25 protein-coding genes are annotated in these 26621 nt (G+C 50.0%); 20 read left to right on the top strand and 5 right to left on the bottom strand.

Going from position 1 to position 26621, the window contains the following annotated elements; translation table 11 throughout:
* Window positions 1-142: 142 nt before the first annotated feature.
* Window positions 143-1075 carry an ABC transporter ATP-binding protein gene (locus tag CFI03_RS15000; RefSeq protein ID WP_248757825.1) on the top strand — a complete coding sequence of 311 codons (933 nt, stop codon included), beginning with the start codon at window positions 143-145 and terminating at the stop codon, window positions 1073-1075.
* A complete protein-coding gene (locus tag CFI03_RS14995) occupies window positions 1068-2006 on the top strand; it encodes an ABC transporter permease (protein ID WP_248757824.1) in 939 nt (312 codons plus the stop codon). Before CFI03_RS15000 ends, CFI03_RS14995 begins: the two co-directional genes overlap by 8 nt.
* Window positions 2007-2076: 70 nt before the next feature.
* On the opposite strand, the gene CFI03_RS14990 is transcribed toward CFI03_RS14995, so the two are convergent.
* From CFI03_RS14990 to CFI03_RS14980, 3 genes are read right to left on the bottom strand one after another with little or no spacing between them, the layout of a single operon-like run.
* The gene (locus CFI03_RS14990) at window positions 2077-2931 is read right to left on the bottom strand and encodes an ABC transporter permease (RefSeq protein ID WP_248757823.1); all 855 of its coding nucleotides are present in this window, start codon (window positions 2929-2931) and stop codon (window positions 2077-2079) included.
* Window positions 2915-3718, bottom strand: a complete 804-nt coding sequence (locus CFI03_RS14985) for an ABC transporter permease (protein WP_248757822.1) — start codon at window positions 3716-3718, stop codon at window positions 2915-2917. The genes CFI03_RS14990 and CFI03_RS14985 overlap by 17 nt, the downstream gene beginning before the upstream one ends.
* Window positions 3715-4713 carry an ABC transporter ATP-binding protein gene (locus CFI03_RS14980; RefSeq protein ID WP_248757821.1) on the bottom strand — a complete coding sequence of 333 codons (999 nt, stop codon included), beginning with the start codon at window positions 4711-4713 and terminating at the stop codon, window positions 3715-3717. Before CFI03_RS14980 ends, CFI03_RS14985 begins: the two co-directional genes overlap by 4 nt.
* A 329-nt stretch (window positions 4714-5042) precedes the next feature.
* On the opposite strand from CFI03_RS14980, the gene CFI03_RS14975 reads away from it, so the two are divergent.
* The 4 genes from CFI03_RS14975 (at window position 5043) to CFI03_RS14960 (ending at window position 10087) form a co-directional block, all read left to right on the top strand.
* Window positions 5043-5966, top strand: coding sequence for an EamA family transporter (locus CFI03_RS14975; RefSeq protein ID WP_248757820.1), 924 nt, complete (start codon window positions 5043-5045; stop codon window positions 5964-5966).
* A 185-nt stretch (window positions 5967-6151) separates the two neighbouring features.
* Window positions 6152-6493: a hypothetical protein gene (locus CFI03_RS14970; protein WP_248757819.1), complete on the top strand. Its 342-nt coding sequence runs from the start codon at window positions 6152-6154 to the stop codon at window positions 6491-6493.
* On the top strand, window positions 6490-8244 hold the full coding sequence (locus tag CFI03_RS14965) for an ABC transporter ATP-binding protein (RefSeq protein WP_248757818.1): 1755 nt from the start codon (window positions 6490-6492) through the stop codon (window positions 8242-8244). Before CFI03_RS14970 ends, CFI03_RS14965 begins: the two co-directional genes overlap by 4 nt.
* Window positions 8228-10087 (top strand): ABC transporter ATP-binding protein, encoded by a 1860-nt coding sequence (locus CFI03_RS14960; protein ID WP_248757817.1) that lies wholly within the window; start codon window positions 8228-8230, stop codon window positions 10085-10087. The genes CFI03_RS14965 and CFI03_RS14960 overlap by 17 nt, the downstream gene beginning before the upstream one ends.
* 64 nt (window positions 10088-10151) lie before the next feature.
* Here CFI03_RS14960 and CFI03_RS14955 read toward each other — a convergent pair whose 3' ends face one another.
* The gene (locus CFI03_RS14955) at window positions 10152-11249 is read right to left on the bottom strand and encodes a glycoside hydrolase family 88/105 protein (RefSeq protein ID WP_349292478.1); all 1098 of its coding nucleotides are present in this window, start codon (window positions 11247-11249) and stop codon (window positions 10152-10154) included.
* A gap of 150 nt (window positions 11250-11399) precedes the next feature.
* Here CFI03_RS14955 and CFI03_RS14950 point away from each other — a divergent pair, with 150 nt between their 5' ends.
* The 6 genes from CFI03_RS14950 to CFI03_RS14925 all read left to right on the top strand — a co-directional run bounded on the left by CFI03_RS14950 (window position 11400) and on the right by CFI03_RS14925 (window position 17454).
* Window positions 11400-12230, top strand: coding sequence for an AraC family transcriptional regulator (locus CFI03_RS14950; protein ID WP_248757816.1), 831 nt, complete (start codon window positions 11400-11402; stop codon window positions 12228-12230).
* 76 nt (window positions 12231-12306) lie between these two features.
* Complete coding sequence (locus CFI03_RS14945) at window positions 12307-12822, top strand: DUF2798 domain-containing protein (RefSeq protein ID WP_248757815.1); 516 nt, start codon at window positions 12307-12309, stop codon at window positions 12820-12822.
* Between the two features lie 92 nt (window positions 12823-12914).
* Window positions 12915-13910: a DUF1835 domain-containing protein gene (locus CFI03_RS14940; RefSeq protein ID WP_248757814.1), complete on the top strand. Its 996-nt coding sequence runs from the start codon at window positions 12915-12917 to the stop codon at window positions 13908-13910.
* Window positions 13911-14169: 259 nt separating this feature from the next.
* The gene (locus tag CFI03_RS14935; protein WP_248757813.1) at window positions 14170-15624 is read left to right on the top strand and encodes an ABC transporter substrate-binding protein; all 1455 of its coding nucleotides are present in this window, start codon (window positions 14170-14172) and stop codon (window positions 15622-15624) included.
* 84 nt (window positions 15625-15708) lie between these two features.
* Window positions 15709-16599 carry a carbohydrate ABC transporter permease gene (locus tag CFI03_RS14930; protein WP_127497545.1) on the top strand — a complete coding sequence of 297 codons (891 nt, stop codon included), beginning with the start codon at window positions 15709-15711 and terminating at the stop codon, window positions 16597-16599.
* 21 nt (window positions 16600-16620) lie between these two features.
* The gene (locus tag CFI03_RS14925; protein ID WP_127497543.1) at window positions 16621-17454 is read left to right on the top strand and encodes a carbohydrate ABC transporter permease; all 834 of its coding nucleotides are present in this window, start codon (window positions 16621-16623) and stop codon (window positions 17452-17454) included.
* 93 nt (window positions 17455-17547) lie between these two features.
* On the opposite strand, the gene CFI03_RS14920 is transcribed toward CFI03_RS14925, so the two are convergent.
* A complete protein-coding gene (locus CFI03_RS14920) occupies window positions 17548-18195 on the bottom strand; it encodes an SIMPL domain-containing protein (RefSeq protein ID WP_248757812.1) in 648 nt (215 codons plus the stop codon).
* 336 nt (window positions 18196-18531) lie between these two features.
* On the opposite strand from CFI03_RS14920, the gene CFI03_RS14915 reads away from it, so the two are divergent.
* The 8 genes from CFI03_RS14915 to CFI03_RS14880 all read left to right on the top strand — a co-directional run bounded on the left by CFI03_RS14915 (window position 18532) and on the right by CFI03_RS14880 (window position 26554).
* On the top strand, window positions 18532-18735 hold the full coding sequence (locus CFI03_RS14915; protein ID WP_248757811.1) for a hypothetical protein: 204 nt from the start codon (window positions 18532-18534) through the stop codon (window positions 18733-18735).
* Between the two features lie 20 nt (window positions 18736-18755).
* Window positions 18756-19469, top strand: a complete 714-nt coding sequence (locus CFI03_RS14910) for a hypothetical protein (RefSeq protein WP_248757810.1) — start codon at window positions 18756-18758, stop codon at window positions 19467-19469.
* Window positions 19466-20698, top strand: coding sequence for a glutathionylspermidine synthase family protein (locus CFI03_RS14905; protein ID WP_248757809.1), 1233 nt, complete (start codon window positions 19466-19468; stop codon window positions 20696-20698). The genes CFI03_RS14910 and CFI03_RS14905 overlap by 4 nt, the downstream gene beginning before the upstream one ends.
* Window positions 20673-21323, top strand: a complete 651-nt coding sequence (locus CFI03_RS14900) for a hypothetical protein (protein ID WP_248757808.1) — start codon at window positions 20673-20675, stop codon at window positions 21321-21323. The genes CFI03_RS14905 and CFI03_RS14900 overlap by 26 nt, the downstream gene beginning before the upstream one ends.
* Window positions 21320-21712, top strand: coding sequence for a DUF350 domain-containing protein (locus CFI03_RS14895; RefSeq protein ID WP_248757807.1), 393 nt, complete (start codon window positions 21320-21322; stop codon window positions 21710-21712). Before CFI03_RS14900 ends, CFI03_RS14895 begins: the two co-directional genes overlap by 4 nt.
* A gap of 102 nt (window positions 21713-21814) precedes the next feature.
* Window positions 21815-22270 (top strand): hypothetical protein, encoded by a 456-nt coding sequence (locus tag CFI03_RS14890; RefSeq protein WP_248757806.1) that lies wholly within the window; start codon window positions 21815-21817, stop codon window positions 22268-22270.
* A 208-nt stretch (window positions 22271-22478) separates the two neighbouring features.
* Complete coding sequence (locus tag CFI03_RS14885) at window positions 22479-25547, top strand: galactose-binding domain-containing protein (protein ID WP_248757805.1); 3069 nt, start codon at window positions 22479-22481, stop codon at window positions 25545-25547.
* 167 nt (window positions 25548-25714) lie between these two features.
* Complete coding sequence (locus CFI03_RS14880; protein WP_248757804.1) at window positions 25715-26554, top strand: DegV family protein; 840 nt, start codon at window positions 25715-25717, stop codon at window positions 26552-26554.
* Window positions 26555-26621: the final 67 nt, after the last annotated feature.

Below are 26621 nucleotides of genomic sequence, written 5' to 3'. Positions count from 1 at the left end.
TCGTTTTTTGAGGTATGTTTTGTTTTTAACGACAAAAACGTATTTAAAAGCGATAATCATTTATTGCAAAACGATAAATTACATGATAATATCTAGACGGTTATCTATTGCGATATTTATGGTTTGGGAGGCTATCGAATCTATGAGCAGCGAACCTGTTATCCGTCTGAAGAATGTAACAAAGCGGATAGGGAGAAAAAACATTATCGACGATCTTACCTTTGACGTGCCGCAAGGCGAAATATTCGGTTTCCTTGGGCCAAACGGTGCCGGCAAGACTACGACCATCCGCATGATTGTGGGCTTGATGTCAATTACAAAGGGCGAAATTCTGATCAAGGGGAAAAATATTAAAACGGAATTCGAACAGGCCATTCGGCATGTGGGTGCGATCGTCGAAAATCCGGAGATGTACAAATATTTAAGCGGCTATCATAACCTTATCCATTATGCCCGTATGATCCCTGGCGTGACCAAAGAACGAATCGATGAGGTAGTTTCTCTTGTTAAGCTGGAAAGCCGCATTCATGAAAAGGTCCGAAAGTACTCCCTAGGCATGCGCCAGCGGCTTGGCGTAGCGCAAGCTTTGCTGCATAGGCCATCCTTATTGATTCTGGATGAGCCTACAAACGGTCTTGACCCGGAGGGGATTCGCGAGCTGCGCGATTATTTGCGCCACTTGACCCGTACGGAAGGCATTACGGTCGTTGTCTCCAGCCATCTGCTCTCGGAGATGGAGCTAATGTGCGACCGTGTCGCCATTCTTCAGCGGGGCAAGCTGATTGACGTGAAGCCGATTGATTATTTTACGCAAGGGAACGATCCGGTCCAAACCTATCAGATTGAAGCGCATCTGCCGGATCAGGCTATGGCTGTTATAAGGCAGGTTGCCGGAGTACAGGAGCTTTCCGTCACGGAAGATGGACTTATAGAGCTGACGGCGGAGAGGGAACGCGTACCGGATATTTTGGAAGAGCTTGTCCGGAATCATATTCGCGTATATGGGGTGCAAAGGGTGCGCCGTTCCTTAGAAGACGGGTTCCTGGAATTAACGGGAGGTGGGCAGCTTGTTTAATTTGGTGCTTAACGAAAATATGAAAATTTACAGAAGGACTCGAACCTGGATCCTCATCTTGCTTATGGCTGCCTTTGTTATCTTCGGCAACATCATGATGTGGCATGACGGGAAGGACGCACAGGGCGAAGGCTGGATGGCGGAACTGAAGCAAGAGAAGCAAATGTGGAGCGATCATCTCAAAAGCTCCGACGTGAATGAAGAGAATCGTACTTCCTACGAGGATAGGATTGCTGTCATCGACTATCATCTTGAGCATAACATCCGCACGACAAAAGGGACGATTTGGGACGGGATTAATGAGTCTGCGAATCTAGGCATATTGATTACTCTATTTACGATCATCATTGCCGGAGATATAGTAGCAAGCGAATTTGCAGCCGGAACCATTAAACTGCTGCTCATTCGCCCGGCCAGCCGGATAAAAATCCTTGTCTCCAAGTATATCTCGATCCTGTTGTTCAGCATGGTTCTGCTGCTTACTTTGTTTGTCATATCCGTCGTGCTGAATGGGATCCTGCATGGCTTTCACGATATGGATTTGCCCTTGGTCAACATAAAGGATGGACATATCGCCGAAAAAAATATGTTCCTCCATCTATGGGAAACGTATATGCTCAATGGTGTATCTACTATTATGTACGTCACGATAGCGTTTATGATCTCGTCCGCATTCCGCAGCAGCGCGATGTCTATCGGATTTTCCATCGGAATTCTGTTTGCGGGCAATATATCGTTAGAGGTGCTGCAACGGTATCCGTGGAGCAAATACTTGTTATTCGCCAATACCGATCTGACGCAGTATTTGGAGGGAAGACCTTTTCGGGACGGAATGACGCTTTCCTTCTCGATTGGCGTGCTTGCGGTCTACTTCCTGGTGTTTAATCTCATATCCTGGCTGATGTTCACGCGAAGAGACGTGGCGGCCTAAAGCAAAAAAGATCAAACTTCTGGATGCCCAGAGGTTCGATCTTTTTCTCTTTCCATTTAAAGTTTAAAAGTTACCGCCTCAACCCCATCATATTGCCCGACGTATACCTTCTTAAGCCTCGATAAAAGAGCAGAATCCCTCCGGCGCACAAAAGCGCTGTCATGCCTAATGCGCCGTACAAGAAGGGAAGGTCAATCTCGCGAATGAACGATACCGGCATGCTGCTAATGAAGCCGGCCGGAATTACGGTGAACAAGACAAGCCGGCCGAACCCTTTGAATATTGCCGTCGGGTATGTGGCAAAGACGAGCAGCGCGTTAAACAGCTGAAAGCTTAATCCTTCCGTATTGCCAAGCCAGAAGGAGAGGCAGCCGGCAATCACGCAGAAGAAAATAAAGATCATGCCGGAAATAAGCAGCGCTGCCGTAAATTTAACGATTCCAACCGGGGAGACGTCGCCAAACCCTACAAAGATGAATATCGCAAACAGCAGATCGCCGATCGCGCTCACCGACATGCGGCTGATCAGCACGTTCAGAAGCACCGGCTTAGGCTGAGCCAGGTAGACGTCCAACTGTCCGGTAGCAATCAGATTGGCAAGCCGGGTTGCGTTGCCGAAGAAAACGGACATGATTCCGAAGCCGCCCGAAGCGGCCGCCCACATCATCATGACATCCTGAAGCGTCCAGCCGTTAAGCACGGGGAAACGTTTGAAGTACATGCCCCAGAATATAATCCACACGATATTATTTACGATCATGGATCCAACCGTCAGGAGGAAGCTGAATCGGAATTCCATGGCGCCAGCAAGGTTAAGCCTCCAGCTTGCCGCCGTGAACCGGAGCAGGCGCTTAAGCCTGCCCGGCTGGTCATGCTCGGATATGTCCGTATGACCCTTATGCGACTTGTCATCCGCCATTAACATTGAGCTTTCGCACCCCTTTCCGGTATAACAGCCATACCATCGCTCCAATAAGGATCACCCACAGCCACTGTATGGCAAGGGCACGAGAAATGTCGCCAAGGTGCATGCCAACCGCCGTACGGGCCGGGAAATAAACGACGGTCTGAAAAGGCAGCCAATGTCCGATTCGCTGCAGGCTCTCCGGAAACAGCTCTAACGGCATCAGCATCCCGCCTATCGTAAACAAAATTTTGTTATACACGAATTCGAGCCCGCGAGTTTCCTCCACCCAAAAAGCGCTAAGGGCAACAAGCATGCCGAGCATGAAATTAACGGTGAACCCGCCAAGCGCCATAACCGGAAGCCAAGCAAGGCCGATGCCGACAGGCAGGGGACCAACAAGCAGCAAGCCAATCGCCGAGCCCAGTATCAGGTTAATAACGTAACGGATAGCTACCTCGCTCATATATTCGGCATAATGGAACGCAATGAAGCTAACCGGCCGGATAAGCTTGAAGGCAACGTCGCCGCTTTTGACTTCCTCTTCGATCCTGGTACTGAGACTTGGAGTGGCGAGAACCATGGATTCGGTAAAGACGAGATACCACATCATCTGTTTAAAGGTATAGCCGTTAATCGTTGCGGTTCCTTCTCCCGCAAAAGTCGTTTGCCATAACTGCATGAAAATATATAAGATCAACAGCAAAAACACGGACCGTATCAGAAAATCAACGACGTAAGCCAGCTGGCTGCGCAGCGTGATTTTACCGATAAACACATATTTCGCCGGCTTGGAGAGACTGATCACATAACCGCCTCCTTCGCGCGGAACGTCCCGTACATTCTTGTGATAATATCCTCCATCGGCGGATCCTGTACGGTCATATCGACGATACGGTGGCTTGCCATCAAGGCGGACAGGACGGATTCGATCGTTGTAAGTCCGGTGTCCACGCTAAGCGTCAAGCGCGATCCGTCCCGGCTCAGCACCTCAACGCCTTCAAGCGCCATATGCCCCGGATCGTCCTCCAGGAGGAGCTGGACCGTCTTATGCGTCAGAAACTGCTGCTTCATAAAGTCGACCCGCCCGTCAAACACGAGTCCCCCATGATTAATTACAATCGCACGGTCGCATAGTTTCTCGACGTCGCCGGCATCATGGGAGGTAAGGAAGATCGTCGTGCCTTCTTCGCGGTTCATCTCCAGAATCAACTCGCGGATTCTTTGTTTGACGACAGCGTCAAGTCCAATCGTTGGTTCATCGAGAAACAAAGCCTGCGGACGGTGAATGAGAGAAGCGGCAATCTCGCAGCGCATCCGTTCCCCCAGGGACAGCTTCCGCACGGGGGTGTGCAAGTAAGGGCCAAGCTCGAACCGTTCGATCAGAATGTCGCGCCGCGCCTTGTAATCCTCCCGTCGGAGCTCATAAATCCGGCTCATCAGCTCAAAGGTATCGAGCGGCGGGAGATGGTACCACAGCTGCGACTTCTGTCCGAATACGGAGCCGATGCGGTAAGCCAGCTTTGACCTTTCCGTCCACGGACAACAGCCCAACACTTCCGCCTTTCCGGAGGTTGGATGAAGAATGCCGGTCAGCATTTTGATCGTTGTTGATTTACCCGCTCCGTTTGGACCGAGGAAAGCGACTGTTTCTCCTTGATCGACGGAGAACGTAATGCCTTCAACGGCGGCTTTGCCGGCATAATGCGGCTTTATCAACGACTTGAGACTGCCCGCAAGACCGGCTTGCTTTTTCTTGACTTGAAAGATCTTCTCCAACTGCTCAACCTCGATAGACCTCACTTTACGCACCCCTTTGTTATTTTTCCTGCAAAAAAAGGAAAGACCTTCGCAAAGTCTCGCCCAAGTCTTGCAGGCGGAACTTTCCGAAGGTCTTTTATTCCTCACGGTGTAGCTTGGCGTCTACCCGCGCAAGCCGGCTTCGCTTGGTTCGCCATCCTGATGGAGTCGGATCCCTAGAAGCCCTTCCGAAAAACGTTTTCCACATATTAACATGATACGTCAGGTGTGGCAACAGCTATTTTGCTTGCAAATTTTTATCCAGCGAGAGCATTGCCACATGGCGGTTTCCTGTCTAAGATTAGATGAATGGGAAGGGGACCGCTTACGTTATGTGGATTTTATTTGCAGGGCTTGCCGCCCTATGCTTTGGATTAAGAGGAATATTGTATCACTATACGAGCCAGCTTCCGTTAAGCCGGACCGTGCTGCTATGCGGCGCGTTCTCGATGGGGGCAGTAATATGCGGAATTACAGCCGTATGGTCCGGTCAGCCTTGGCCGACGACAGCCCTGGTGGGTATTCAGATGGGCGTGTTTTCCTTTGTGGCGAATGCCAGCATGTTCAAGGGCTTTGCCGTCGGAAAAGCATCGCTTGTCGCAATTATTACGGCACTTCCTGCCGTGCTGGTTGTCATAGGGGCGTACCTGATGTGGGGAGAGGCGCTTAAATATACCCAGCTGGCCGCCTTTGTAGTTATCGTGGCGGGGATTTTGCTTGTCCGTTACTCCAATGATTTGTCGCTCAAAAATCTTCAAGGCGCGCAATGGGGACTTTTGTCTCTCGTCATGTTCGCCTGCAACGACTTGTCCGGCTCCTGGTCAACCAAGCTTGAGGCGCCGCTGTTCCCTACGTTGTTCTTTATGTTTGCCTCCGGCTCCATTTGCTATGGCATTTGGTGGCTGAAGGACCGCCTTGCGGCAAGGAGATACGGCCTGGCTGCAGCGGCTGAAGCACCGGTAGCAACCGTGGCAGCTGCCGCCGTGGAGGGCCGGAATCCGGGCAAAACATGGAGCGAACGCCGCACTTACCTGACGGGAATGCTGGTCGGCACAACGAACGCGATAGGCATGATGATGATTGTCACGGCCTTTGATCATGGCAAGGCAGGGCTGGTATCCGCAGTTACCGCTTTGAATGTATTAATCGTACTGCTCTATACCCGGTTCGTGGTGAAGGAAAGCTTCACGCGGCTTGAAATTACCGGAATGGCATGCGCGTTTGGCGGCATTTTATTTTTGCGGTTAATAGCTTAACGAAAGAAACAGCTTAGCGTCATCCGGGTCACGAACCTGGGTGGCGCTTTTTTCAATGCCGCAACGAATCAACTGTTAATTATTTGAAAATTATAACTTGACAGTCATTTGCGATGCGTATACATTTGTATACATATAGAGAAATGTATACGAACGTATACATCAACTGAAGGAGGCATAGACATATGCGTAACGGGCAAGGACACATAGGCAGGCATCCCTTCAAGGAGGACTGCAAGAATCGGGACGGAGGCAAGGCGCAGACGTTTCGCCGCGGCAGGGCGCTTGCTTTTCTCGAGAAGCTTACGATTACCCGCACAACGCTGCTGCGCCAGCTGAATGATCCGGCTTTCGAAGCGATTAAACCGGTGATCAGCGGCGAATTGAAGGCGACGGAAGCCATTATGGAAGAGTTTATTCACGTATTTCAGCTACACGAGCTGCCTGAGGAAGACGTTCCTTCCGAAGAGGCTACGGCTGGGGAAGAGAGCAGCTCCGAATCCACTAATGGAAGTGATGAGTCTTGAAGTCAGAAGGTGTATTAAAACCGTATTTCAAGCAGACTTGGCCTATTTATCTCGGATCGTTCAGCCTGCATGCGGCAGCCAGCATCGTATTCGCTTATTTTCCGAAGGTGCTTGGGGATTTTACGGATAAGCTGAAGGGCGGAGAGCTTGGCTCCCAGGATGTTGCGCACTTCAGCTTGATGCTTGTTCTGATTGGAGCGGGATATGCCCTGCTGGGAGGATACGGTCAATACCTGGTCATGTATGTCGGACGGTTGTTCGAATACATGACCCGTCGTCGTCTATTTACTCATTTTTCCGGTCTTAGCGAGCACTACTATTCGAAGAACGGCGTCGGCAAAATGCTCAACTACTTCATGAACGACGTAACCGGCGTCCGGGAATCCATCTCGATGGGCATCAACCAGACGGCTATGGCTTCCATGCTGCTCGTCTCCTGCGTAGGAGCGATGATTCTTAGCGATATTCCGCTTTATCTCATCGCTGCTTCCGTGGGGCCGCTTATCTTCATTCCTTGGATCGTCATCAAGATTGGTCCGGTTATCCGTCAGCGTTCACGCAAAGTGCAGGAGGCGCTTGGCACGATGACGGAGTCGGCCGAGGAGCAGTTCGGCGGTATCCGTGTTACGAAAAAGTTTGCAGTGGAGCCTATAATGATTGAGCGGTTTGGCGCCAAGGTCGATCAGATCAAGACCAACCAGCTGTCGCTGGTACGGATCAGCTCTTTGTTCCAGGCGACAGTGCCTTTCCTTGGCAACCTGTCTCTTATTGTGTCGCTGGCTTACGGCGGTTACTTAACGATACAAGGAGATATTTCGCTTGGTAATTTCGTTGCGCTGACGCTGTACGTACGGATGCTGATGAACCCGCTGCAGCAAATTGGCAACGTTATCAATACGGTTCAGCGGTCGCGCGCATCCTTGCAGCGGCTTAACGAATTAATCGCGGTTCAGCCGGATATCGTGGAGACCGACCATGCGGCAGCGGTTAATCTGTCCGCAAGTCCGATTCGCATGAAGGATTTGACGTTTACTTACCCCGGTGCTTCACAGCCTTCGCTGCAGCATATTGACCTTGTGATTCAACCCGGAATGACGCTTGGCATCGTGGGGCGTACGGGCAGCGGCAAAACAACGCTTGTCAAGCAACTGCTCAGGGTATACGATCCACCGGCAGGCGCCATTCATGTCGGATCCCAGGACATACGCGAGGTCACGCTTGAGAGCCTGCGCACGCAGATTGCTTACGTCCCGCAGGACGGCTTCCTGTTCAGCACAACGATAGGCGAGAATATTGCTTTTGCACGTCGGCAGGCCGGTCAGGGCGAGATTCATGCGGCCGCCAAGCAGGCGCGTATTTACGACAATATAGCGGAGTTCCCGGAAGGCTTCGAGACGAAGCTGGGAGAGAGGGGCGTCACGTTATCCGGCGGGCAGCGTCAGCGAACAAGTCTGGCGCGCGGCTTTATCATGCAGGCACCTCTTATGATCCTGGATGACAGCGTCAGCGCCGTAGACGCGGTGACCGAATCCGAGATTGTGCACACGATTCAGAAGGAGCGTCAAGGAAAAACAACCATTATTATCGCGCACCGGCTCAGCGCTTTGAAGCATGCGGATCTCATCATCGTATTGGATGAAGGGAAGATCGTTCAGCGGGGCAAGCATGAGAAGCTGCTTGCGGAACCTGGACCTTATGCCGAGCTCCATGCGATTCAAGAGGAGGGAAGCCAATATGCCGACAGCCGTTAACAACTGGCAGATGGACCAGAAGTCCGGCAATGGCAATGGCAAGCAGCCTAAGCCGCAATACAAGTCCGCTTTTCGCATACTGAAATCTTATATTAGTCCGCACCGGAAGACGTTTACGCTGGTAGCCATTTGTACGATTATTGCGATTGCCTCCGAGCTGTTCCAGCCTTATTTGGTTAAAATCGCGATCGACGATAACCTCATGGTGGGCAAGAACGATTACGGCAGCTTGATTGCGATCTGCGCGATTTATCTCGTCTTATCCCTCTCAAGCTTGTTGTTTACGTATTTGCAAAATAACCTGCTGCAGGATGCCGGCCAAAGCATCGTAGCCCGCATCCGGAAACAGCTGTTTGAGCATATTACCAAGCTGTCGATGTCCTACTTCGATAAAACGTCCGGCGGCAGCCTCATTACGCATGTATCGAGCGATACCGAGGCGGTTAACCAGTTTTTCAACCAGGTCTTGCTGACCCTGCTGAGAGATGGCCTGACGTTGGTTTCCATTCTGGTCATGATGTTTTATCTGGATACGACGCTAGGGCTGTACTGTCTGCTTTTGCTGCCGATTATTGCGCTTATCGCGATTGGTTTCCGGTCCTTCATGCGCACGACGTATCAGATGGCGAGGACGCGCTTGTCCCGCCTTGTGGCGTTTGTGGCAGAGAATCTGGCGGGCATGAGCCTCATTCAAGTCTTCCATCAGCAAAAGGCGCAAGGCGAATTGTACAAGGAGCGGAACGATGATTATTTCAAGGCTAATGTCCGCGAGATCCGTACGGCGGTTACGTTTAACCGGACCTTCGATCTGCTCGGGAACCTGACCATTGCTTTCGTTGTCTGGACCGGGGGGAAGGCTGTGCTAGGGCATACGATGGAGTTTGGCGTATTGTATGCGTTTATTACGTACATCCGGCAGTTCTTCCAGCCGATCAATGCCATCACCCAGCAGTGGAACACGCTGCAGTCCGCTACGGTAGCGGTCAACCGGATTTGGGGCGTTCTCGACGTCGAGCCCGAAATCAAAGATGCGGCCAAACCTGTGAAAATAAACCATGACGCCGTTCAGGGTCGTGTAGATTATAACAAAATCTCATTCAGCTATGGGAACGACACTCCGATCTTCCGGGGACTTGATCTGCATATCCGTCCCGGCGAGATGGTCGGCATCGTGGGTACAACCGGCGCGGGCAAAAGCTCGCTTATGAGCTTGTTATGCCGGTTCTATGACGTGAACGAGGGCAGCGTCCAAATTGACGGGAACGATGTCCGGCATATCCCGCAGGCCGAGCTTCACCGGATTGTAGGTCTGGTTCAGCAGGAGCCTTATCTGTATGCGGGAAGCATTATCGATAACGTTCGGATGTTTGACGAGTCCATCTCCAGGGAAGACGTTATCCGCGCCTGCGAATTTGTCGGAGCGGACCAGCTGATTAACCGTATGACTGGCGGCTACGAGACGAAGCTGTCCGAACGCGGCAGCGGATTATCCGCAGGCGAGCGGCAGCTAATCTCTTTTGCCCGAATTATCGTGTTCCGTCCTAAGATTCTGATTCTCGACGAAGCGACGGCGAACCTCGATTCCCAGACGGAGCAGCTTATTCAACGAGCGCTGCAGGTCGTATCCGAGGGCCGTACGACGATCGTGATCGCCCATCGCTTGTCCACCATAATGCACGCGGACCGGATTATCGTGCTTAGTCACGGAACAATAGTCGAATCGGGAACTCATGCCGAGCTGATTGAGCAGCAAGGCGTGTACGAGGAGCTGTACCGCCATTCGCAAGGCGAGGCGGCAGCAGCCTCGGAAGAAACCTCGCCGGAAGCGCAGACGATACCTTAAACCCGCGAAAGTAAAAAAGCTGAAGCCTCTTAGGAAGAGGGCTTCAGCTTTTTTTTGCGACTAACTAGTTCGCTTGCGGAGCCAAGCTCATCTCCACGCACATCAAGATAAAAGCGCCTGCGCCATGCAGATCGTTCTCGCTCGTTGGGCGGGCGATGTAGTGGGCATAATCGCCAATGCCCGTGCCGATACAGATCTGGCCGATAACGACATGGCCGTTGTCATCAAGCTTCAGCGTATCAATGACTCCGTGATAGCCTTTCCATGCATACTCCAAATATTTTGGTTCCAGGTAACCGAATCGCACGGCTTTGGCGATGGCATGCACGTAAAGGGACGTGCAGGAATTTTCAAGCCAGTTATCCGGCAGATCCCCTTTATCGACAACCTGATACCATAAGCCGGAAGCGGAATCTTGGTATTTGAGAAGCGAGACCAGCAAATCCTGCAGGATAGCGACAAGCGCTTCTTTATCCTTGTGATCCTCCGGCAGGTGCTCGAACATTTCAAGCAGGGCAACCGGATACCAGCCAATCGCGCGGCCCCAGAATTCGGGAGCAAGACCGGTCTCCGGATCGGCCCAGGAAGCTTCCTTGGTCTCGTCCCAGCCATGATAGAGGAGTCCGGTAACCGGGTCCTTTGTATGCTTTTCCATCAGGATCGCCTGATAGGCCATCAAGTCAAAATAATCGCTGTCCCCAAACGTCTTGCCGTACTGAACGGCAATCGGGCCGGCCATGTATAACCCGTCAAGCCACATCTGATTCGGATAATGCTCCTTATGCCAGAAGCCGCCGGAAGGATTCGTTTTCCACGATTTGATCAGCGGCAGAAGGTAATGCAGGGCTTTCGCATACCGTTCGTCGCCGGTTTGTTCGTACAGATTAAATAAGAGAACACCGGGTTGAATATCGTCAAGCTCATCCGGCTTATGCTTCTTAATGCGGCCATCCTCCAGCACCTGGCTGTCGACCCAGCGTTTCAGATAGTTATAATACTTCGGATTTTTCGTTTCCTTCCAGCATTTCTCCATCCCCGATAAGAAGACGCCTTGATGATAATGGAACCGGTCCGGCGGCAGCTGTTCCGGTTCGAATCTGTCCATTAATGCCTCGCAGGCTTTCTCTGCCCATTGAATGGGGGAAAGTACGGTTTTAATCACTTGTATAAGCCTCCCTTTTGGTCATAGAATTATGCTAGCACGAGGAAATGTACATTTTTTGCAGAAAGGAATGAATTCTTCTTATATCTTGCTGTAAATGAACGGAGACGTATAATAATAGAAAAGGAAAAGGGAGGGAGATGGCTAACGATGGGAGATTTCCAGTACGATAACGGGGAAGGAACCTTCTCGGTATCTTACCGCAAAGCCCGGAGCCATAATATGCCCGCCAGCCATTTTCATAGTACCTATGAAATCTTCTGCCTCATGTCCGGGAAGCGGGAGTTTTTTATAAAAGACAGGACCATCGTTATTCATGAGGGGGATATCGTGATCATCTCGCCGAATATTCTGCATCGGACAACCAATACGGAAATGCCGGAGCATGAGCGGCTTATTGTCAATATTCACGAGAAGCATATGGCTGCGATGAGCTATACGGAAGTTCTGCATCCGTTATTCGAGAAGGAGTATCTGATTGTTAAATGCACGCTGCAGGACCGGTTAGCTATGGAGACTATGCTGCAGACAATGATGACGGAGATGTCGGAGAAAAAGCCCGGCTTCGAGCTGTACGCGTTGACGCTGGCCTTGCAGATGCTTATGATCTGCTGCCGGCATGTGAAGTCAAGCAGAGCGGAGACTCTTGAATCGCCAAGCCCGATGCATGAGCGTATTTCGGAGGTTGTGCGGTACATGAACAGCCATTACATGAACGAGCTGTCGCTTCAATTGCTGTCGGAGGAGTTTTACGTAAGCCCTTATTATTTGAGCCGGTTTTTCAAGGAAGCAACAGGCTTTACGTTTGTGGAATACTTGAACAGCGTTAGAATCAAGGAAGCGAAAAAGCTGCTGGAGCAGTCCTCCATGAAGGTTAATCTGATTGCGAAGCGAGTCGGATTCGGCAGCGTAACGCATTTCGGACGTGTGTTCAAATCGGTTACCGGATATGTTCCCCTGCACTATAGAAAAGGAAAATAGGATGTAACGAAGGCTGTCCTCATCCATAAAAGTTCACACACTTGTCACTTATGAAGAGGGGGGCCGAATCTCTATAATGACAAGAAGAACAGAAAGGATGATGTTAGTGCCGACGAATAAGAGAGAAGAGTTTTACTTTGGATTAATGATGGTGACGGGGATGGCGCTGGTCATGATTACGTATAACCTGATGCGTAATGACTTGTTCGCAACGCTTTCTTCGGGAGAAGTGTTCCTACAATACGGTTTAGGATTTTTGGTTGCGTTTGCGGTTGAGATGTTTGTCGTAGGACCCCTTGCGAAAAAAGCCGCCTTCGCGCTGCCTTATGATAAATCGAAGAAGTTGTATGTCATTTTGGCGCTTGCTTTCTGCATGGTGACGGGCATGGTACTAAGCATGTCGCTGTATGGACTGATCAGTTCTTCTGTGGCGGACAGCTTGGGAGAAGGTTCGTTAATCAAACATTATTTCACGATAGTCCTTCACAATTATATGCTGGCCTTCCCGCTTCAATTGGTGGTTATGGGACCGCTGGTACGTTTTTTGTTCGGCAAATACGTCGCAAAAAGTTCGATGAAACTAGCCTCTTAATAGAAAGGCCGTGAGTATCCAATGAAATGCATCACGGCCTTTTTTGTACCCTATTAGAAATTTATGGTAGAGTAGTGTGAGAGGTGGAATGGATGAACCGTTACAAAGAATCTATCAACGAGCTCAACGAATGGGAGCTTCGCGTTGTTTTAAATGAATTAATTAATGAAGCAGAGGCAAGCTCCAATTCAGGCAAGCTTTTGCAAGTTATAGATGACCGGATTGCAGAAGCCCGTTCGAAGCGCGAGGAGATCGAGCGGCTTCAACGTCATGTACATATTGTATTTAGTCTTTCGGATGCGGGTTCTTTGAAAGTCGCGCTTAGTGAAGCCGGCAGAAGGCATGAAAATAAGGTAGTAGCATTTAATGACCTGTTCTCGATTGGGCCAATCAAGCATTTGGAACAGCCGGAAGGACAACGGAACAGGCAGCGATGGATGCTGGACCGGTTTTCTCCGTTCCGAGTTTTGAATGATCGCAATAGAGAATCGCAATTGGACCACATGATAGAGGAAATAAAAGCCATTCCCGAGGAGAAATGCGTTATCGTATGGTGCTCCGATAATTCGCATGACCAGACGGGATTGCGGCTTGTTATGCACTTGTTAAGGAACCGGCAGCAGCCGGTTCAGCTTGTTAATTTTACGGAAAGCCTTCGCGACATGACGATTCCGCCCATTGCGCAAGCTTATGTTGATCGGGAAGTTTATCGCGATATGGTAAGCAATTACGAGAATGCGAGAATGCTAACTTCCCGGGAACGGCAGCAATATATGTCGGAATGGGAAGAACTATCGAATTCAGATTACGAGCTTCGCCTTTGGCAGGGCGGAGAGATTAAAGGCAGCGAGATCGAAGCGATTGACGGGATTATTGTATCTGCCGCGGTAACAGCGGTTCAAGAATGCGGAGACGAAGAAGGATTCGTGAAAGCCGGAACGGTTGTGGCGAAGGTGTTCGAGCATGTTAACCAGGTTATTGGAGACGGCTTTATCGAATACAGGATGTGGAGCTTAATCAGCAACGGAGTGTTTGAATTCAGAGGACTGCCGGGTGCGTTATATCAGTATTCCCTTCGGCTTGGATAACGAAGTGAGAGCATCATTAAAAAACGATAATGAATTCAGAGCTTCGGACGACAAGTACCGGAGCTCTTTTTTTCGTGCCATGGGGCGCCATTATTTGAAGCGATTATCGGAAGTCATTTAAATAGAGTTTTATGTCGCAATCTTATAGTCAAATCTTCCGATTTTCATCGAATAAAGGTGGAGGTAGATAAATATCTATGAACTATAACCGCATGGAAGCGCTTAACCAAGGGTGGTTGACTAATAGGGAGGGATTACGATGGCTCGCGGTAAAAGATTCTGGTCGATTTCCACATCGCTTGTTCTCTGTTCGACGCTGCTGTTTGCTTGTTCGAATAACGCGAACAACACAAACACGCCAAGCAACAGTCCAAGCACTTCGGCTGACACAGGCACGAAAGAGACGAATGCCGGTCAAACAAACGACGGGGGCACAACGGGGAATACGGAGAAAAAAGTCATTACGATCACCTATCGCGATGACGGCATTGGCGAGCAAGGCGTCATGTACAAATGGATTCAACAGCTTGCCGAGAACTTCCCGGACAAAAGCATAGAGATTAAGGCTACACCAATTCAGGCATCCGAAGGAGACTATTTCGCCAAGATCGCTCTTGCGCTCAAGTCGAAAGACACCGCGCCGGATATCGTAACGGAGGATACGTTTATTCTGAACTCCGACGCTAGCGCGGGATATCTGACGCCGCTTGACGATAAAGTAAGCGCATGGGAAGACTGGACGAACGGCTCCTTCATCGAAGCGCTGAAAAAAGGCGTTACCGCCAGCGACGGCAAAGTTTACGGCGTCCCTTACAATACGGATTCGAGGGGTCTCTGGTATAACAAAGAGCTCTTCAAGAAAGCGGGATTGCCGGAAGAGTGGGCGCCTAAGAACTGGGATGAAGTGCTGGATGCGGCGAGAACTATCAAGAGCAAGCTGCCTGACGTCGTGCCGATCTGGATGAACATGGGCAAGGCAACCGGCGAAGCGACCTCCATGCAGACTTACGAAATGCTTCTCTACGGCACCGGCGAGAGACTTTACGATAACGACACCGGCAAATGGATTACGAAAAGCCAAGGCATTAACGATGCGCTAACGTTTATCCAAACGATAAACAAAGAAAAGCTTGGACCGCCGCTCTCGAAGGTTCTGAACGGTCAAGCGGGCAATACGGCTACCCGTGAATACTTGCCACAAGGGAAGCTTGCGATCTCGCTCGACGGCTCCTGGATTACCGGCAACTATCTGGAAGGCGGCGCAGCCCCATGGCCAGAGTACAAGGATGTCCTCGGCTTCGCGCCAATGCCAACGAGCAAAGGTCAGGCACCCGGCTCCATTACGCTTGCCGGCGGCTGGGCATTGTCGATCCCTGCGAACGCGCAGCATAAAGACGAAGCATGGGAAGTTATCAAATTCGCCCTGAACAAAGAAAACTCGAAAAAGCTGGTTATCGCATCGGGCAATATTACCGTACGCGCGGACGTAGGCTCGGATCCGGAATATACCCAAATGCCGTTTAACCAAATCGCAACCGACTATTTGAAAAATGCCGAGTTCCGCCCGGCGCAGGATAAATATCCGGAAGTATCGACGCAAATCCAGACGATGGTCGAATCCGTTGCCTCCGGTACGTCCGCGAAGGATGCGGCGAACAAATACGCGCAGGATGTGACGCGTATCGTCGGCGCGGATAAGACGGTAGAAAAATAATGGAAAACAGCTTGCTCAAGCCTTTCACTCAGATGCGGATGCTTGAGCAAGCCTTTTTTCTGAAGGCGGAGGAGGTAGACGAGAATGAGCAGTATTGCCTTAAATGGCGCGGCAAAGCGAAAGCGGACATGGACGTGGCTGTATTTTTTGCTGCCCTCCGTGGCCATTATGCTTGTGTTTTTTATTTACCCGATTCTGCTGACCGTATTCTATTCCTTTACCAACCTGGCTCTAACCGGGGAGGCGGCCAAGAATCTGAATTTTGTCGGCCTGGATAATTATTCGCGCATGTTCGAGGATCCTACGGTTCGGACGAGTATATGGAATACGCTTGTATTCCTGATTGGTTCGGCCGTTATCGGCCAGCAGGTCTTGGGATTCCTGATTGCGCTGCTGATGAAAAACAAAAACAAATGGTTTCGGAGAATTATCGGCACCATCGTATTGGCAGGCTGGGTTACGCCTGAAATCGTGTGCGCTTTATGCTTGTACAGCTTTTTCGCCGATGAAGGAACGCTTAACGCGATTATAACCTCATTTGGTTTCACCGAAGTTACCTGGCTCTACACCGTGCCCATGATCACGATTATTCTCGCGAATATTTGGCATGGGACAGCCTTCTCGATGCTCGTATTCCAGGCCGCCCTCGATGATGTGCCCAGCGAAATCGAAGAGGCTGCCATTGTGGACGGGGCTTCGAAATGGCAGGTGCTGACGAGAGTAACCATTCCGTACATCAAGGACTCCATTACAACTAACGCGATGCTCGTTACGCTGCAGACGTTAGGCGTGTTTGGCCTCATTTACGCGATGACGGGCGGGGGACCGGGTACGTCTACAACCACGCTGCCGATCTTTATGTACAATCAGGCTTTCGTCAATTACCAGCTTGGTTACGGTACGGCTATCTCCTTATTGCTGCTGTTCATCGGCATTATCCTAAGCTTGTTCTATATCCGCTCCATGAAAGAGTAAACGGACAAGGAGAACAATTGTATGAGTGCAAAACAACGCAAATGGATTTTTCAATTGCTGCCCTATACCATATTGACGGTTATTGGAATTTGCTTTCTGCTGCCGCTCTTATGGGTGCTTGTGGCATCCGTAGATGCTAACGCGCTGCAGTCTCTTAAGACGCCTACCCATCTGACGGGGAACAATTATATTGATGTACTCACCAACAAAGAAAATCAGCGTGCCTTTCTGATCGGCCTCCTGATGTCCGGCAGCCAAGCCGTATTGGTCGTTATACTCGGACTTCTGGCGGCTTATCCGTTGTCGCGTTATCAACTTAGATACAAGAAGCCTTTTATGCTGACGATCCTGTTCATGACTTCCTTGCCGATTACCGCCGTAATGGTGCCGGTCTATCAGCTGTTTCTAACCTTGAAGCTGTACAACAATATTTTTGGCGTCATCCTTTTCTTCGTCGCTTCGGCGATGCCTTACGGCATATGGATGCTCAAAAACTTCATGGATTCCGTGCCCTCCGAGCTGGAAGAAGCGGCATGGATCGATGGAGCTTCCGTATTTGTCGGCATTAGGAAGGTCGTTGCCCCGCTGATGATTCCCGGCATCTGCACAGTTGCGATCTTCACCTTCTCCGGTAGCTGGGGCAATTTCTTCGTGCCGTACATTCTGCTTCAATCGCCGGAGAATTTCCCGGCTTCGCTCAAGATTTATCAATTCTTCGGGCAGTACGGCATGGCGGATTACGGCAAATTAGCCGCTTTTTCCGTTATGTACGCTATACCGTCGGTCGTTCTGTATATCTTATCCCAGCGCTTTATGTCCAAGGGCTTCAGCATGCAGGGTGGTATGAAGGGGTAGTCTCTCGCTGGACGAAGTGGTTGACCTGATGAAGAAGGTTTATTAATGCGGTAGTAACGGCTGCGCGCTTCTTTGTCCGCGCAGCCGTTTTTCTCAGCCGTACACATACCAGACTCTTACGGACGCTTTAAACGTTAAGGTTCCGGGTTCAATGGTGGTACCGACATCGCCGGCGGGAACGGAAGCGGCTTTGAACATGACAGGCTCGAATCGGTTTCCCGGCGACTCCGTAACCTTGCAAGGAATGGAGGAGAGGGAGACGCCAAGCGTAGCGGCAATCGCAAGCGCCTTCGCTTCGGCATCGCGGACGGCAAGCGTTAATGCCTTTCGCCGTGCTTCGTCCGCATGAGTGGATTGAAACGTTACGTCGGATACCATATTGGCGCCTTGAGCGACTGCCGCATCAATAACGCGCCCCGCATCCTTCGCTCCATCTATCGTAATTCGCAGCAGATGTACGGCTCTGTATCCCCGAAAAACTTGCTTTCCGTCTATAAAATCGTATTGCGGCTCAATGGAGTATTGCGCGGTGGAGATAGATTCCCGCGGCACGCCAAGGGCAAGCATGGCTTGAATGATGGCATCTATGGTCTTGGCCTGATCGGTCTGAAGCGTTCCAAGGCTGTCGCTTTCTCCCGAAACCCCAAGAGTGACGATGGTTTCGTCCGGTACGGCTGTTGCCACCCCTTCACCCATAACCTCGATAGTAAAATCACAACAGGTCTGTGCTTGTTCCTTCATGTCGAACGACCTCCGTCTCTAAGCAATCTCTAACACTAATATAGACGGTTATCCATAGGGAGATGTTTCGGATTTTTTTAGATTTGTTTAGAACTAAACAACAATTCCAATTAGAGGAAATAGTTATTTTGGACTATTATTTTCCCAAATATTTCATGCTACAATTCGGAAAGTCATTCCCATTTAAGCGGACACAGCTAGTAGAGCACGATCACGTTTAAAGTGATGGTGCTTTTTTTTATTTTACAGGTAAATAGTTTGCTTCCAAAAAATTGAAACGTCCATTTGCGATCGTCGTATACAATGAACATCCAACTGAAAGGGGCACGTAAACAGATGCGGGTAGTCCTGTTTGTAAAAGATTCGGAACGGGGGCTAAAGCTAGTGGATGACCGGGAGTGGGATGCAGCCATGATCGCGACGCTTGAGCATGTTAACTATCTGACCGTTCATGGCGAAGAGTATCAGACACTGGAAGGGAAGCTGAACCTGGACGCCGGGCAGCTGGAGCTTCTGGTTGTAAAGATGAATAACAAATAGACGGAAAGAGGGGATTCGATATGCAAGAAGATAAAAAAACGGATTCGTTAAAAACGATCAAAGAAGGGATTCCTCTCAAGGTCCTGTCCACTTCGCTCGGTATCGCTTTGCTGGCGAATCTGGCAGCCGTGCCGGCTCACGCCGGAACAACAAGCTCGGCTGAATCGCCAACCCCAACTCCAACGGTATCCAGCTCGGCATCAGGTCCCAAGCTGGTGGAATGGTCAAGCGAAGCCGTCAAGCGTTACTATGACCCTGCCGTTGACTGGAATCTGCCGCTGCCATCGGATAAAGAGCTGGACAAAGAAGCGGCGCAAGAGAGTCCTCAAGTGACGGCCGGCGGCGGTTCCGGCGGGAGTACAACGATTGTTCATCAATCGTCGGGCTTTGGCTGGGATGACCTGATGCTTTATCATCTGCTGTTCAACAACGGCAGTTCGTATTCTTCGCAAACCTGGGCTTCCTCCCATCGTTCCTACTATTACGGCAGCACACGTCCATATGAGCCCAAAAGCTATTCCAACGGGAAATTCCAGAACAAGCCGGTTGCAGGTTCAACGGTATCGCCGCCTAAGACTTCCAATTCCACCGGCTCGGTTACCCGCCGTTCCACCTCGTCTTCGCCTGGCGGCATCGGCGGCAAATCCAGCGGATTCAGCTCTTCTTCAAGCTCCTCCAGCTCTCATTCCAGCTCTCATTCCAGCTCTATTTCTTCGGGAGGATTTGGAGGATGACGACAACAACGGAGGTATTCACTGTCATTGGAGAGCCGGAATCAGACCGGAACCGCAAGGTTGATATTTTGAAGGAAATGGGATTTGCCTGGGCGGATCTGGAGTCGGAGAACTACTGGATTGATCAGGTTGTCGGGATGAACCGGGCTATTTATGAAGAGCTTGAACAAGCTTCAAGGGAGCTTTGGCTCATTCTGGACAAAACCGCTCGTTACATACACGGCAAACATGATTTATACCAGCTGATCGGCATTCCGACCCTATTGTGGGATTTAATAGACTTGTTGCCTATGCCGGAGAAGGGTGTAATGAGCAGGTACGCTAGATTCGATTACGCCGTTTCTCCTGACGGCAGCATCAAGATGCTGGAGCTAAACGCGGATACGCCTACCGGTTATGTGGAAGCGTCTATCGCAACGCCGTGGTTGTGCGAGCTGGCCGGGATCCGGAGCGTTAACGGCCGAATGAAGGAGTTAGTCGCATCCGCTTGGGCAATTGAGAAGCCCGATACGGTTGCTTGCGTCGCGTACGGCTCGCATTTGGAAGATTCCGGGACGATAGAAGCCTTAGCCAAGCATAGCGGTCTAAACGTTCAATTAGAGGATTGCTTAGACCTATGGGTGGACGACGGCATTTTAAAAAACGGGCAAGGAAAACCGATCCATCGAATGTTCGCTCTTTATCCGAAGGAATGGATGGCGCATGACGACGGTGGAGAAGCATTGGCTTATGCGGTAGAAAAAGGTTACTTGCACCTGTTCAATTCCGTCCATAGCATCCTGCTTCAATCGAAAGGTCTGCAAGCCGCGGCATGGGGATTATATGAGCTGGATGTTCTATTCGATAAACAAGAACGCGAAACGATCGCGCGGTATATGCTGCCAACTTACAACAAGCCCTTGTTTAATGGGGATTTTGTATCCAAATCGATGTTTGGGCGCGAAGGCGGTTCGGTCAAGATATTCGATCAGTCGGGCGAACTGGAGATGGAGGATCAAGAGGCGTTTGATACCAGCGAATTATTTCCCGTCGTGTATCAGAAAAGAACCGGGCTGTCCCGCATACGCACCGCGGCCGGAGAGCTGCACCTCTTGGTTGGCATGTTTATGATCAACGGAGAGACGGCTGGACTTCTTGGACGCGCCGGGGGACCTATTACCGGCAATTCAAGTCATTTTATCCCGATTGGAGTGTTGGAACCCGATGAAGAAATTAACGATAATCGCTAGTACGCTGCTGTTTTGCTTCATTCTTAGCTCATGCACGAACAATCCGGATTACGTGTATAGCACCAGTAATTATTCGTCTTCCCAAGATACGGCCGTTGCTTCCGCAACCCAAGTTAATCCGGTAAGGAATGTGCCGTGGGATTACCGGGTCGTACAAGAGGAGGTTGGCGACCTTGTCGGGAGCGATATGACAATCATTCCGGACAATACGCTCCTTCCTAATGACGGCAACTATGCAACGGGAGATAAGGTATGGATTCTTCAATACATGGATGCGATGTTAACAACGGACAATGATAGACGCAGCCAGATCAAGCTGTCTTCCTGGAGTACGTTGAAATCTTTTAAGGATGAGAAGAGCGCCTTGGCAGACCTCGGCAATTTAAAGGAATCGATTCAAACAGAAGTTAATTTGATTGGCGTATACAAGACGGAGAAGACCGGTAAAACGCGCGAGTTTGCCGTTATCACGCTGCCGTCGGGTAATGTCGTGAAGCAGCCGATCAGCGATGAGAAGTATGCGTCTCTCAAGTCGAAGTCGAAGGTTAAAGTAACGATCGAGCAGGTGCATCTGTACGATGACTACGATCAGGTGTATTCGAAATTCCGGGGGTGGGCGCAATGACCGTTGTAATCAATCTTGTTGTCAGCGTGGTCGTCATTATTATTTTGCAACTGGCAGGGATGCTGTTCTTTAGCTTGATGACGCCGTTTAACGATCTGGAGGAATTAAAGAAAGGAAATATGGCCGTAGGACTCGCGTTTGGCGGGAAATTTTTGTCCACGGCACTCATCATAGGCGTGGCGGCTTATACGAATACGTCCATTTGGAACATGATGCTGTGGTTCCTGGTGGGATACTTTATTCTTGTGGCTTCTTATTGGATTTTCGAGCTGGTAACGCCGGGTATTAGAATCTCAGAGCATTTGCAGAACGGGAATATCGCTATTGGAGCGCTTCTGTGTTTCGTTTTTATAGGAACAAGCTTTGCTGTCAGCAGCTTGATCATTTAGTTAACGGAGAAGCCGATATTGAGTCGGCTTCTTTTTTTTGTAACTATTTCATTATAATAAACGTCAATAACCATGTAATCCTGAAAAAGAGGAGCATGATCAATGAGAAAAATTTGGACAATCCTCATCATGGTTGCCATCATAAGCTTAGCAGGCTGTTCCTCTAACAAAGGCGATGTAGCCGGAGACGAATTGTACATCCCTGAAGGGTATGAAGAAAAGCTGAAAGCGCTGGATCTAACCGAGGTTGCCGCGCTGCCCTATTTCTCGAGTCCGTTTATTACGGTAGCCGAAGATCAAAGTGGCCAGCAATATGCGGTGCTATTTGATAAGTCGGGGGAAGTTAGGCAGGAGAAGCTCCCGTTAAAATACGAAGAGATTATCGATTCGCTGCAGCGTAAGGGATACAAGATTGATCAAGCGCCAAATAAGTTAAATCTTCATCTGTTTGAGATCAACCGTAATCTTTATTGGAGCTACAGTGACGGCGAAGCTTCCGTTTATTTAGACGGGAAGGGGAACGAAACGGATCCTTTTAAGAAAGAGGAACAAAACTAACTCCTATATAAATCCAATACCATCTACACGCAGAATTGGCGTATAGATGGTATTTTCTTTTCTCGAGGTCACAATTTTTACCTTAGAAGTCACTGGCGTGGTAGTCCGGGACGGGAGGAGATTTCTACAATGGCTTATGGAGTCAGCCTACAGGGGAGGAGGAAGCGTTCGTTAACGGTTCATACCCTAAACTATTGGAGGTATTCTTATGCCCAGAAAGACAAGAAGCAGCAGGCTGTCGATTTATGTACTCACTCTGGCTTTATTGGTTCTTCAGTTGCCTTACTCCGCGGTTGTATCCGCAGCATCAGCGACCTACGAAGCGGAATCGGCAGCCCGCTCCGGCGGTGTGGTTGTTGCGACCGACCATACAGGTTATACCGGTTCCGGCTTTGTTGGAGGATATACGGATGTGAATAAAGGCAATGCAGCAACCGCTTTTGCAGTAAGTGCAAGTGCGGCAGGCAGCTACACCACAGCGTTAAGATATTCCAACGGAACAGGCTCGGCGAAAACATTAAGCTTGTACGTTAACGGCACGAAGCTGAAGCAAATCTCGCTTCCGGCAACGGCGGACTGGAACAGCTGGTCAACTCAAACCGAGACGGTATCCTTGAATTCGGGCAGCAATACAATCACGTATAAATTCGATACCGCTGATTCCGGCAATGTGAATTTGGATAATATTGTCGTCAGCGATACTTCCTCTGGCACAACGCCATCAGGAACGAACTTGGCACTGAGCAAGCCGATTGCAACGAACAATAATTACTCCGGGTTCGCGGCAACCAATGCCGTGGACGGAAATACCTCCACTTATTACGAAGGCGCGGCTAACTCGTATCCAAACACCCTTACAGTGGACCTTGGAAGCGCGCAAAGCGTAAACTCCGTTGTCCTCAAGCTTCCGGCTTCCTGGGGAACGAGAACGCAGACTTTATCCATCGCGGCAAGCACCGATAATAATACCTTTACTACCGTGGCAGCTTCCAATACGTATACGTTTAACCCGTCTTCCGGCAATATGGTTACGCTTTCTTTTTCAACGACGTCAGCCAGATATATCCGGGTAAGCTTTACCGGGAACTCCGGTTCTACAGGCGGGCAGGTCTCAGAGCTTGAGGTATATGGGAGCGGGGGTACCGTAACTCCGCCAACTTCTCCGGCGGGAACCTATGAAGCAGAGGCGGCCGTATTGTCCGGCGGTGCATCCGTTGCAACGGATCACGCGGGTTACAGTGGGACCGGCTTTGTTGGAGGATTTATTGACACCAATAAAGGCAATGCTTCGGCAACCTTTAATGTAAACGTGGCAGCGGCAGGCAGCTATACGGTTACGTTAAAATATGCAAACGGTTCAACGGCAGCGCAAACGCTTAGTCTCTATGCGAACGGAACAAAAGCATTGCAAACTTCCCTTCCGGCAACCGCAAACTGGGATACCTGGAGCACAAAAGCCGATACGGTCACCTTAAATGCCGGCAACAACACCATCATGTACAAGTACGATACAATCGACACCGGCAATGTGAATATCGACAAAATCGATGTAGCGATTGTAGAGACGCCTCCGGTAACTCCTCCGCCATCCGGAACATATGGGGCAACAATGCCTTATGATACGTACGAAGCGGAGTCGGTGACGTATACGGGAACGGTTATTGGGCCGAATACGAACTTTGGCAGTCTTGCTTCGGAAGCTTCCGGCCGGAAAGCCGTACAGCTTGCAACAGCTGGCCAATTCGTGCAGTTTACATTAGCGAAGGCTGCAAAAGGCGTAACGATCCGTTATTCCATTCCTGATAACGCGGCAGGAACCGGCATTGACTCGGCCATCAGCATGTACATTGGAGGTACATTATTCAAAGATATCAATCTGACTTCCAAATACAGCTGGAACTACGGGGCTTGGGGAACGGAAGGCGGGGAGATCCGCTGGTCGAATAACCCAAATGCCACGCCAACAACGCCGCATCATCTGTATGACGAAGTATCGGTTGTGCTGGATCAGGAGTACCCGGCAGGTACGGTTATCAAGCTGCAGCGGAATGCATCTAACCTGAACTTCAGCTCCACGGCCAATGTGACTATCGATCTGATCGAAACGGAAGCCATTCCGGCTGCGCTCACGATGCCTTCCAATTTCGTATCCGTCACCAGTTACGGCGCCGTGGCCAATGACGGTGCCGATGATACAACAGCCTTCAACAATGCCATCAATGCGGTGAAAAACTCCGGCGGAGCCTATAAAGGCGTATGGATTCCCTCGGGTACTTTTAACTTGAATAACGGGAATAAAGGCGCGGGTTATGACGGCAGCGGTACCAGACTGTATCTCGACAGCGGCGTCTCGATGAAAGGCGCTGGCATCTGGTATTCGACTTTGTCCGGCAACTATGCGGGGCTGTATCTGCGCGGGGGCAACGTTACGATTTCCGACTTCAAAATCAGCGCGAACGATCTCATCCGCGATGATTACAACGGCGTATCCGGCGTGGAAGGCAACGGAACGAATTCCACTCTGACGAATCTATGGATTGAGCACGCGAAGGCGGGCTTCTGGCTGACCAACCAGACGAATAACGCAACAATCTCGAATTCCAGAATCCGTGACGTATGGGCGGACGGACTGAATCTTCATTACGGGACATCCAATACAACGGTGACGAATAACTCGGTCCGCAACAGCGGTGACGACGGACTGGCGATGTGGTCCGATACTTACTTGGATACGAACAATACGTTCAGCTACAATACGGTTCAAATTCCTACTCTCGCGAACAACATTGCCATTTACGGCGGCAAAGACAACAAGGTGATCGGCAATCTGCTGACCGATACGGTAGTTAACGGTTCTGGCATTTCGTTTGGAACCAATTTTAATCCTCCTTCGATGACGGGAACGCTGACCGTGCAAGATAACGTACTGATTCGGACGGGCTCCTATCATAAAGATTACGGCTATCAAATCGGCGCAATCTGGGCGTATTGGCTGAATAATACGGGCAAAGCCCAAAATCTGACGGTTGCCGTATCCGGCAATACCATTCAGGACAGCATCTACAGCGGTATTTTTATTGAAGAACCGGCTCCAAGCATTTCGGTCACGTATGCTTCAAACACGATTTCCAATTCAGGAACTTACGGGGTGTATATTCGTGGAACCGCAACCGGCAGCTCCGTCTTTAACAATAATACGGTAAACGGCGCGCCATCCGGCAAGTTTTCCAATACGTCAAGCAGCTTTACCGTAACGGGTTCCGGAAATAACTGGTGATCCATAGGCAGGAAAAGAACAACCCGGCTGGCTTAGCTGGGTTGTTTCTTTTTCCCTTTATATTCCATTATAAAATATTGAAACCATTTTCATAGCTTTACGTATTGTTCACAAGTTTATTCTTAATAAGCATGCTTACGAAATATGAATTATCATAGGAGGTATTTATGCCCGGCATCAGGATTGTTACCGATTCCACAACGGATTTACCCAAGGAACTGCTCGACCAGCATGAAGTGGAGGTCATTCCTCTGTCGGTGTATGTTGACGGGGAGACGTACGAAGATAACGTAACGATTTTTCCGCTTGATTTTATTCAAAAAATGAAAATAGCCTCCGAGCTCCCGAAAACCTCGCAGCCCGCCGTTGGCGTATTTCTCGATACGTACGACCGGCTCGGCAAGAATGGCGACACCATTATTTCCATTCATATGACAAGCGGTCTAAGCGGTACCTTTGCGTCGGCCAGCGCCGCTGCCGAGATGTCCGCAAGCCATGTTATCGTTATTGACTCTCAAATGATCTCCCAAGCGCTTGGGTTTCAAGTCATCGAAGCGGCTAAGCTTGCTAGAGAAGGACACACGGTCCAGCAAATCATAACGAGATTAAAGAGTATGTTAGAAAACACATCATTATTAGTGGTTGTAGACACATTGGAAAATCTGGTAAAAGGCGGCCGTATCGGCAAAGCAAAGGGCTGGATCAGCTCGGTGCTCAGCATTAAGCCGATTGCGATGCTGCAGGAAGGCGTATATACGCCGATTACCAAGGTCCGGACTTCATCCCAGATTATTAAGAGCTTAACGGAACGTTTCAAGAGCGATACCGAAGGCAAAGAGATAACCGAGATCGGAATCTCGCATGCCGATAATCTTTCCTTAGCCGAGCGGCTTCGGGAAGAGATTAGCCGGATTACGGCAACGCCAGTCCGTATTCGCCCGGCAACTTCGGTTATTACGACTCATACCGGCCCCGGGGCTATAGGTTTCATGTATTGCGCGGAGTGAACAAGAGGCTGTCTCTAATGAATAGAGGCAGCTTTTTTTGACGAATTTTGTTGATTTTTCGCGAATA

The organism is Paenibacillus sp. ATY16, assembly GCF_003399985.2.
GTDB lineage: Bacteria > Bacillota > Bacilli > Paenibacillales > Paenibacillaceae > Pristimantibacillus > Pristimantibacillus glycanilyticus.
Note: the sequence above shows the minus strand (reverse complement) of the source record. Positions and strands in the feature narration are given on the sequence as shown.

Bases quoted from the DNA above. Each gene is read 5' to 3' on its own strand.
- CFI03_RS15000 (WP_248757825.1), top strand. From the start codon at position 143: ATGAGCAGCGAACCTGTTATCCGTCTGAAGAATGTAACAAAGCGGATA.
- CFI03_RS14890 (WP_248757806.1), top strand. From the start codon at position 21,815: ATGAGAAAAATTTGGACAATCCTCATCATGGTTGCCATCATAAGCTTA.
- CFI03_RS14990 (WP_248757823.1), bottom strand. From the start codon at position 2,931: ATGTTAATGGCGGATGACAAGTCGCATAAGGGTCATACGGACATATCC.
- CFI03_RS14940 (WP_248757814.1), top strand. From the start codon at position 12,915: ATGAACCGTTACAAAGAATCTATCAACGAGCTCAACGAATGGGAGCTT.
- CFI03_RS14950 (WP_248757816.1), top strand. From the start codon at position 11,400: ATGGGAGATTTCCAGTACGATAACGGGGAAGGAACCTTCTCGGTATCT.
- CFI03_RS14935 (WP_248757813.1), top strand. From the start codon at position 14,170: ATGGCTCGCGGTAAAAGATTCTGGTCGATTTCCACATCGCTTGTTCTC.
- CFI03_RS14945 (WP_248757815.1), top strand. From the start codon at position 12,307: ATGACAAGAAGAACAGAAAGGATGATGTTAGTGCCGACGAATAAGAGA.
- CFI03_RS14905 (WP_248757809.1), top strand. From the start codon at position 19,466: ATGACGACAACAACGGAGGTATTCACTGTCATTGGAGAGCCGGAATCA.
- CFI03_RS14975 (WP_248757820.1), top strand. From the start codon at position 5,043: ATGTGGATTTTATTTGCAGGGCTTGCCGCCCTATGCTTTGGATTAAGA.
- CFI03_RS14920 (WP_248757812.1), bottom strand. From the start codon at position 18,195: ATGAAGGAACAAGCACAGACCTGTTGTGATTTTACTATCGAGGTTATG.
- CFI03_RS14925 (WP_127497543.1), top strand. From the start codon at position 16,621: ATGAGTGCAAAACAACGCAAATGGATTTTTCAATTGCTGCCCTATACC.
- CFI03_RS14930 (WP_127497545.1), top strand. From the start codon at position 15,709: ATGAGCAGTATTGCCTTAAATGGCGCGGCAAAGCGAAAGCGGACATGG.
- CFI03_RS14880 (WP_248757804.1), top strand. From the start codon at position 25,715: ATGCCCGGCATCAGGATTGTTACCGATTCCACAACGGATTTACCCAAG.
- CFI03_RS14960 (WP_248757817.1), top strand. From the start codon at position 8,228: ATGCCGACAGCCGTTAACAACTGGCAGATGGACCAGAAGTCCGGCAAT.
- CFI03_RS14915 (WP_248757811.1), top strand. From the start codon at position 18,532: ATGCGGGTAGTCCTGTTTGTAAAAGATTCGGAACGGGGGCTAAAGCTA.
- CFI03_RS14900 (WP_248757808.1), top strand. From the start codon at position 20,673: ATGAAGAAATTAACGATAATCGCTAGTACGCTGCTGTTTTGCTTCATT.
- CFI03_RS14970 (WP_248757819.1), top strand. From the start codon at position 6,152: ATGCGTAACGGGCAAGGACACATAGGCAGGCATCCCTTCAAGGAGGAC.
- CFI03_RS14895 (WP_248757807.1), top strand. From the start codon at position 21,320: ATGACCGTTGTAATCAATCTTGTTGTCAGCGTGGTCGTCATTATTATT.
- CFI03_RS14885 (WP_248757805.1), top strand. From the start codon at position 22,479: ATGCCCAGAAAGACAAGAAGCAGCAGGCTGTCGATTTATGTACTCACT.
- CFI03_RS14910 (WP_248757810.1), top strand. From the start codon at position 18,756: ATGCAAGAAGATAAAAAAACGGATTCGTTAAAAACGATCAAAGAAGGG.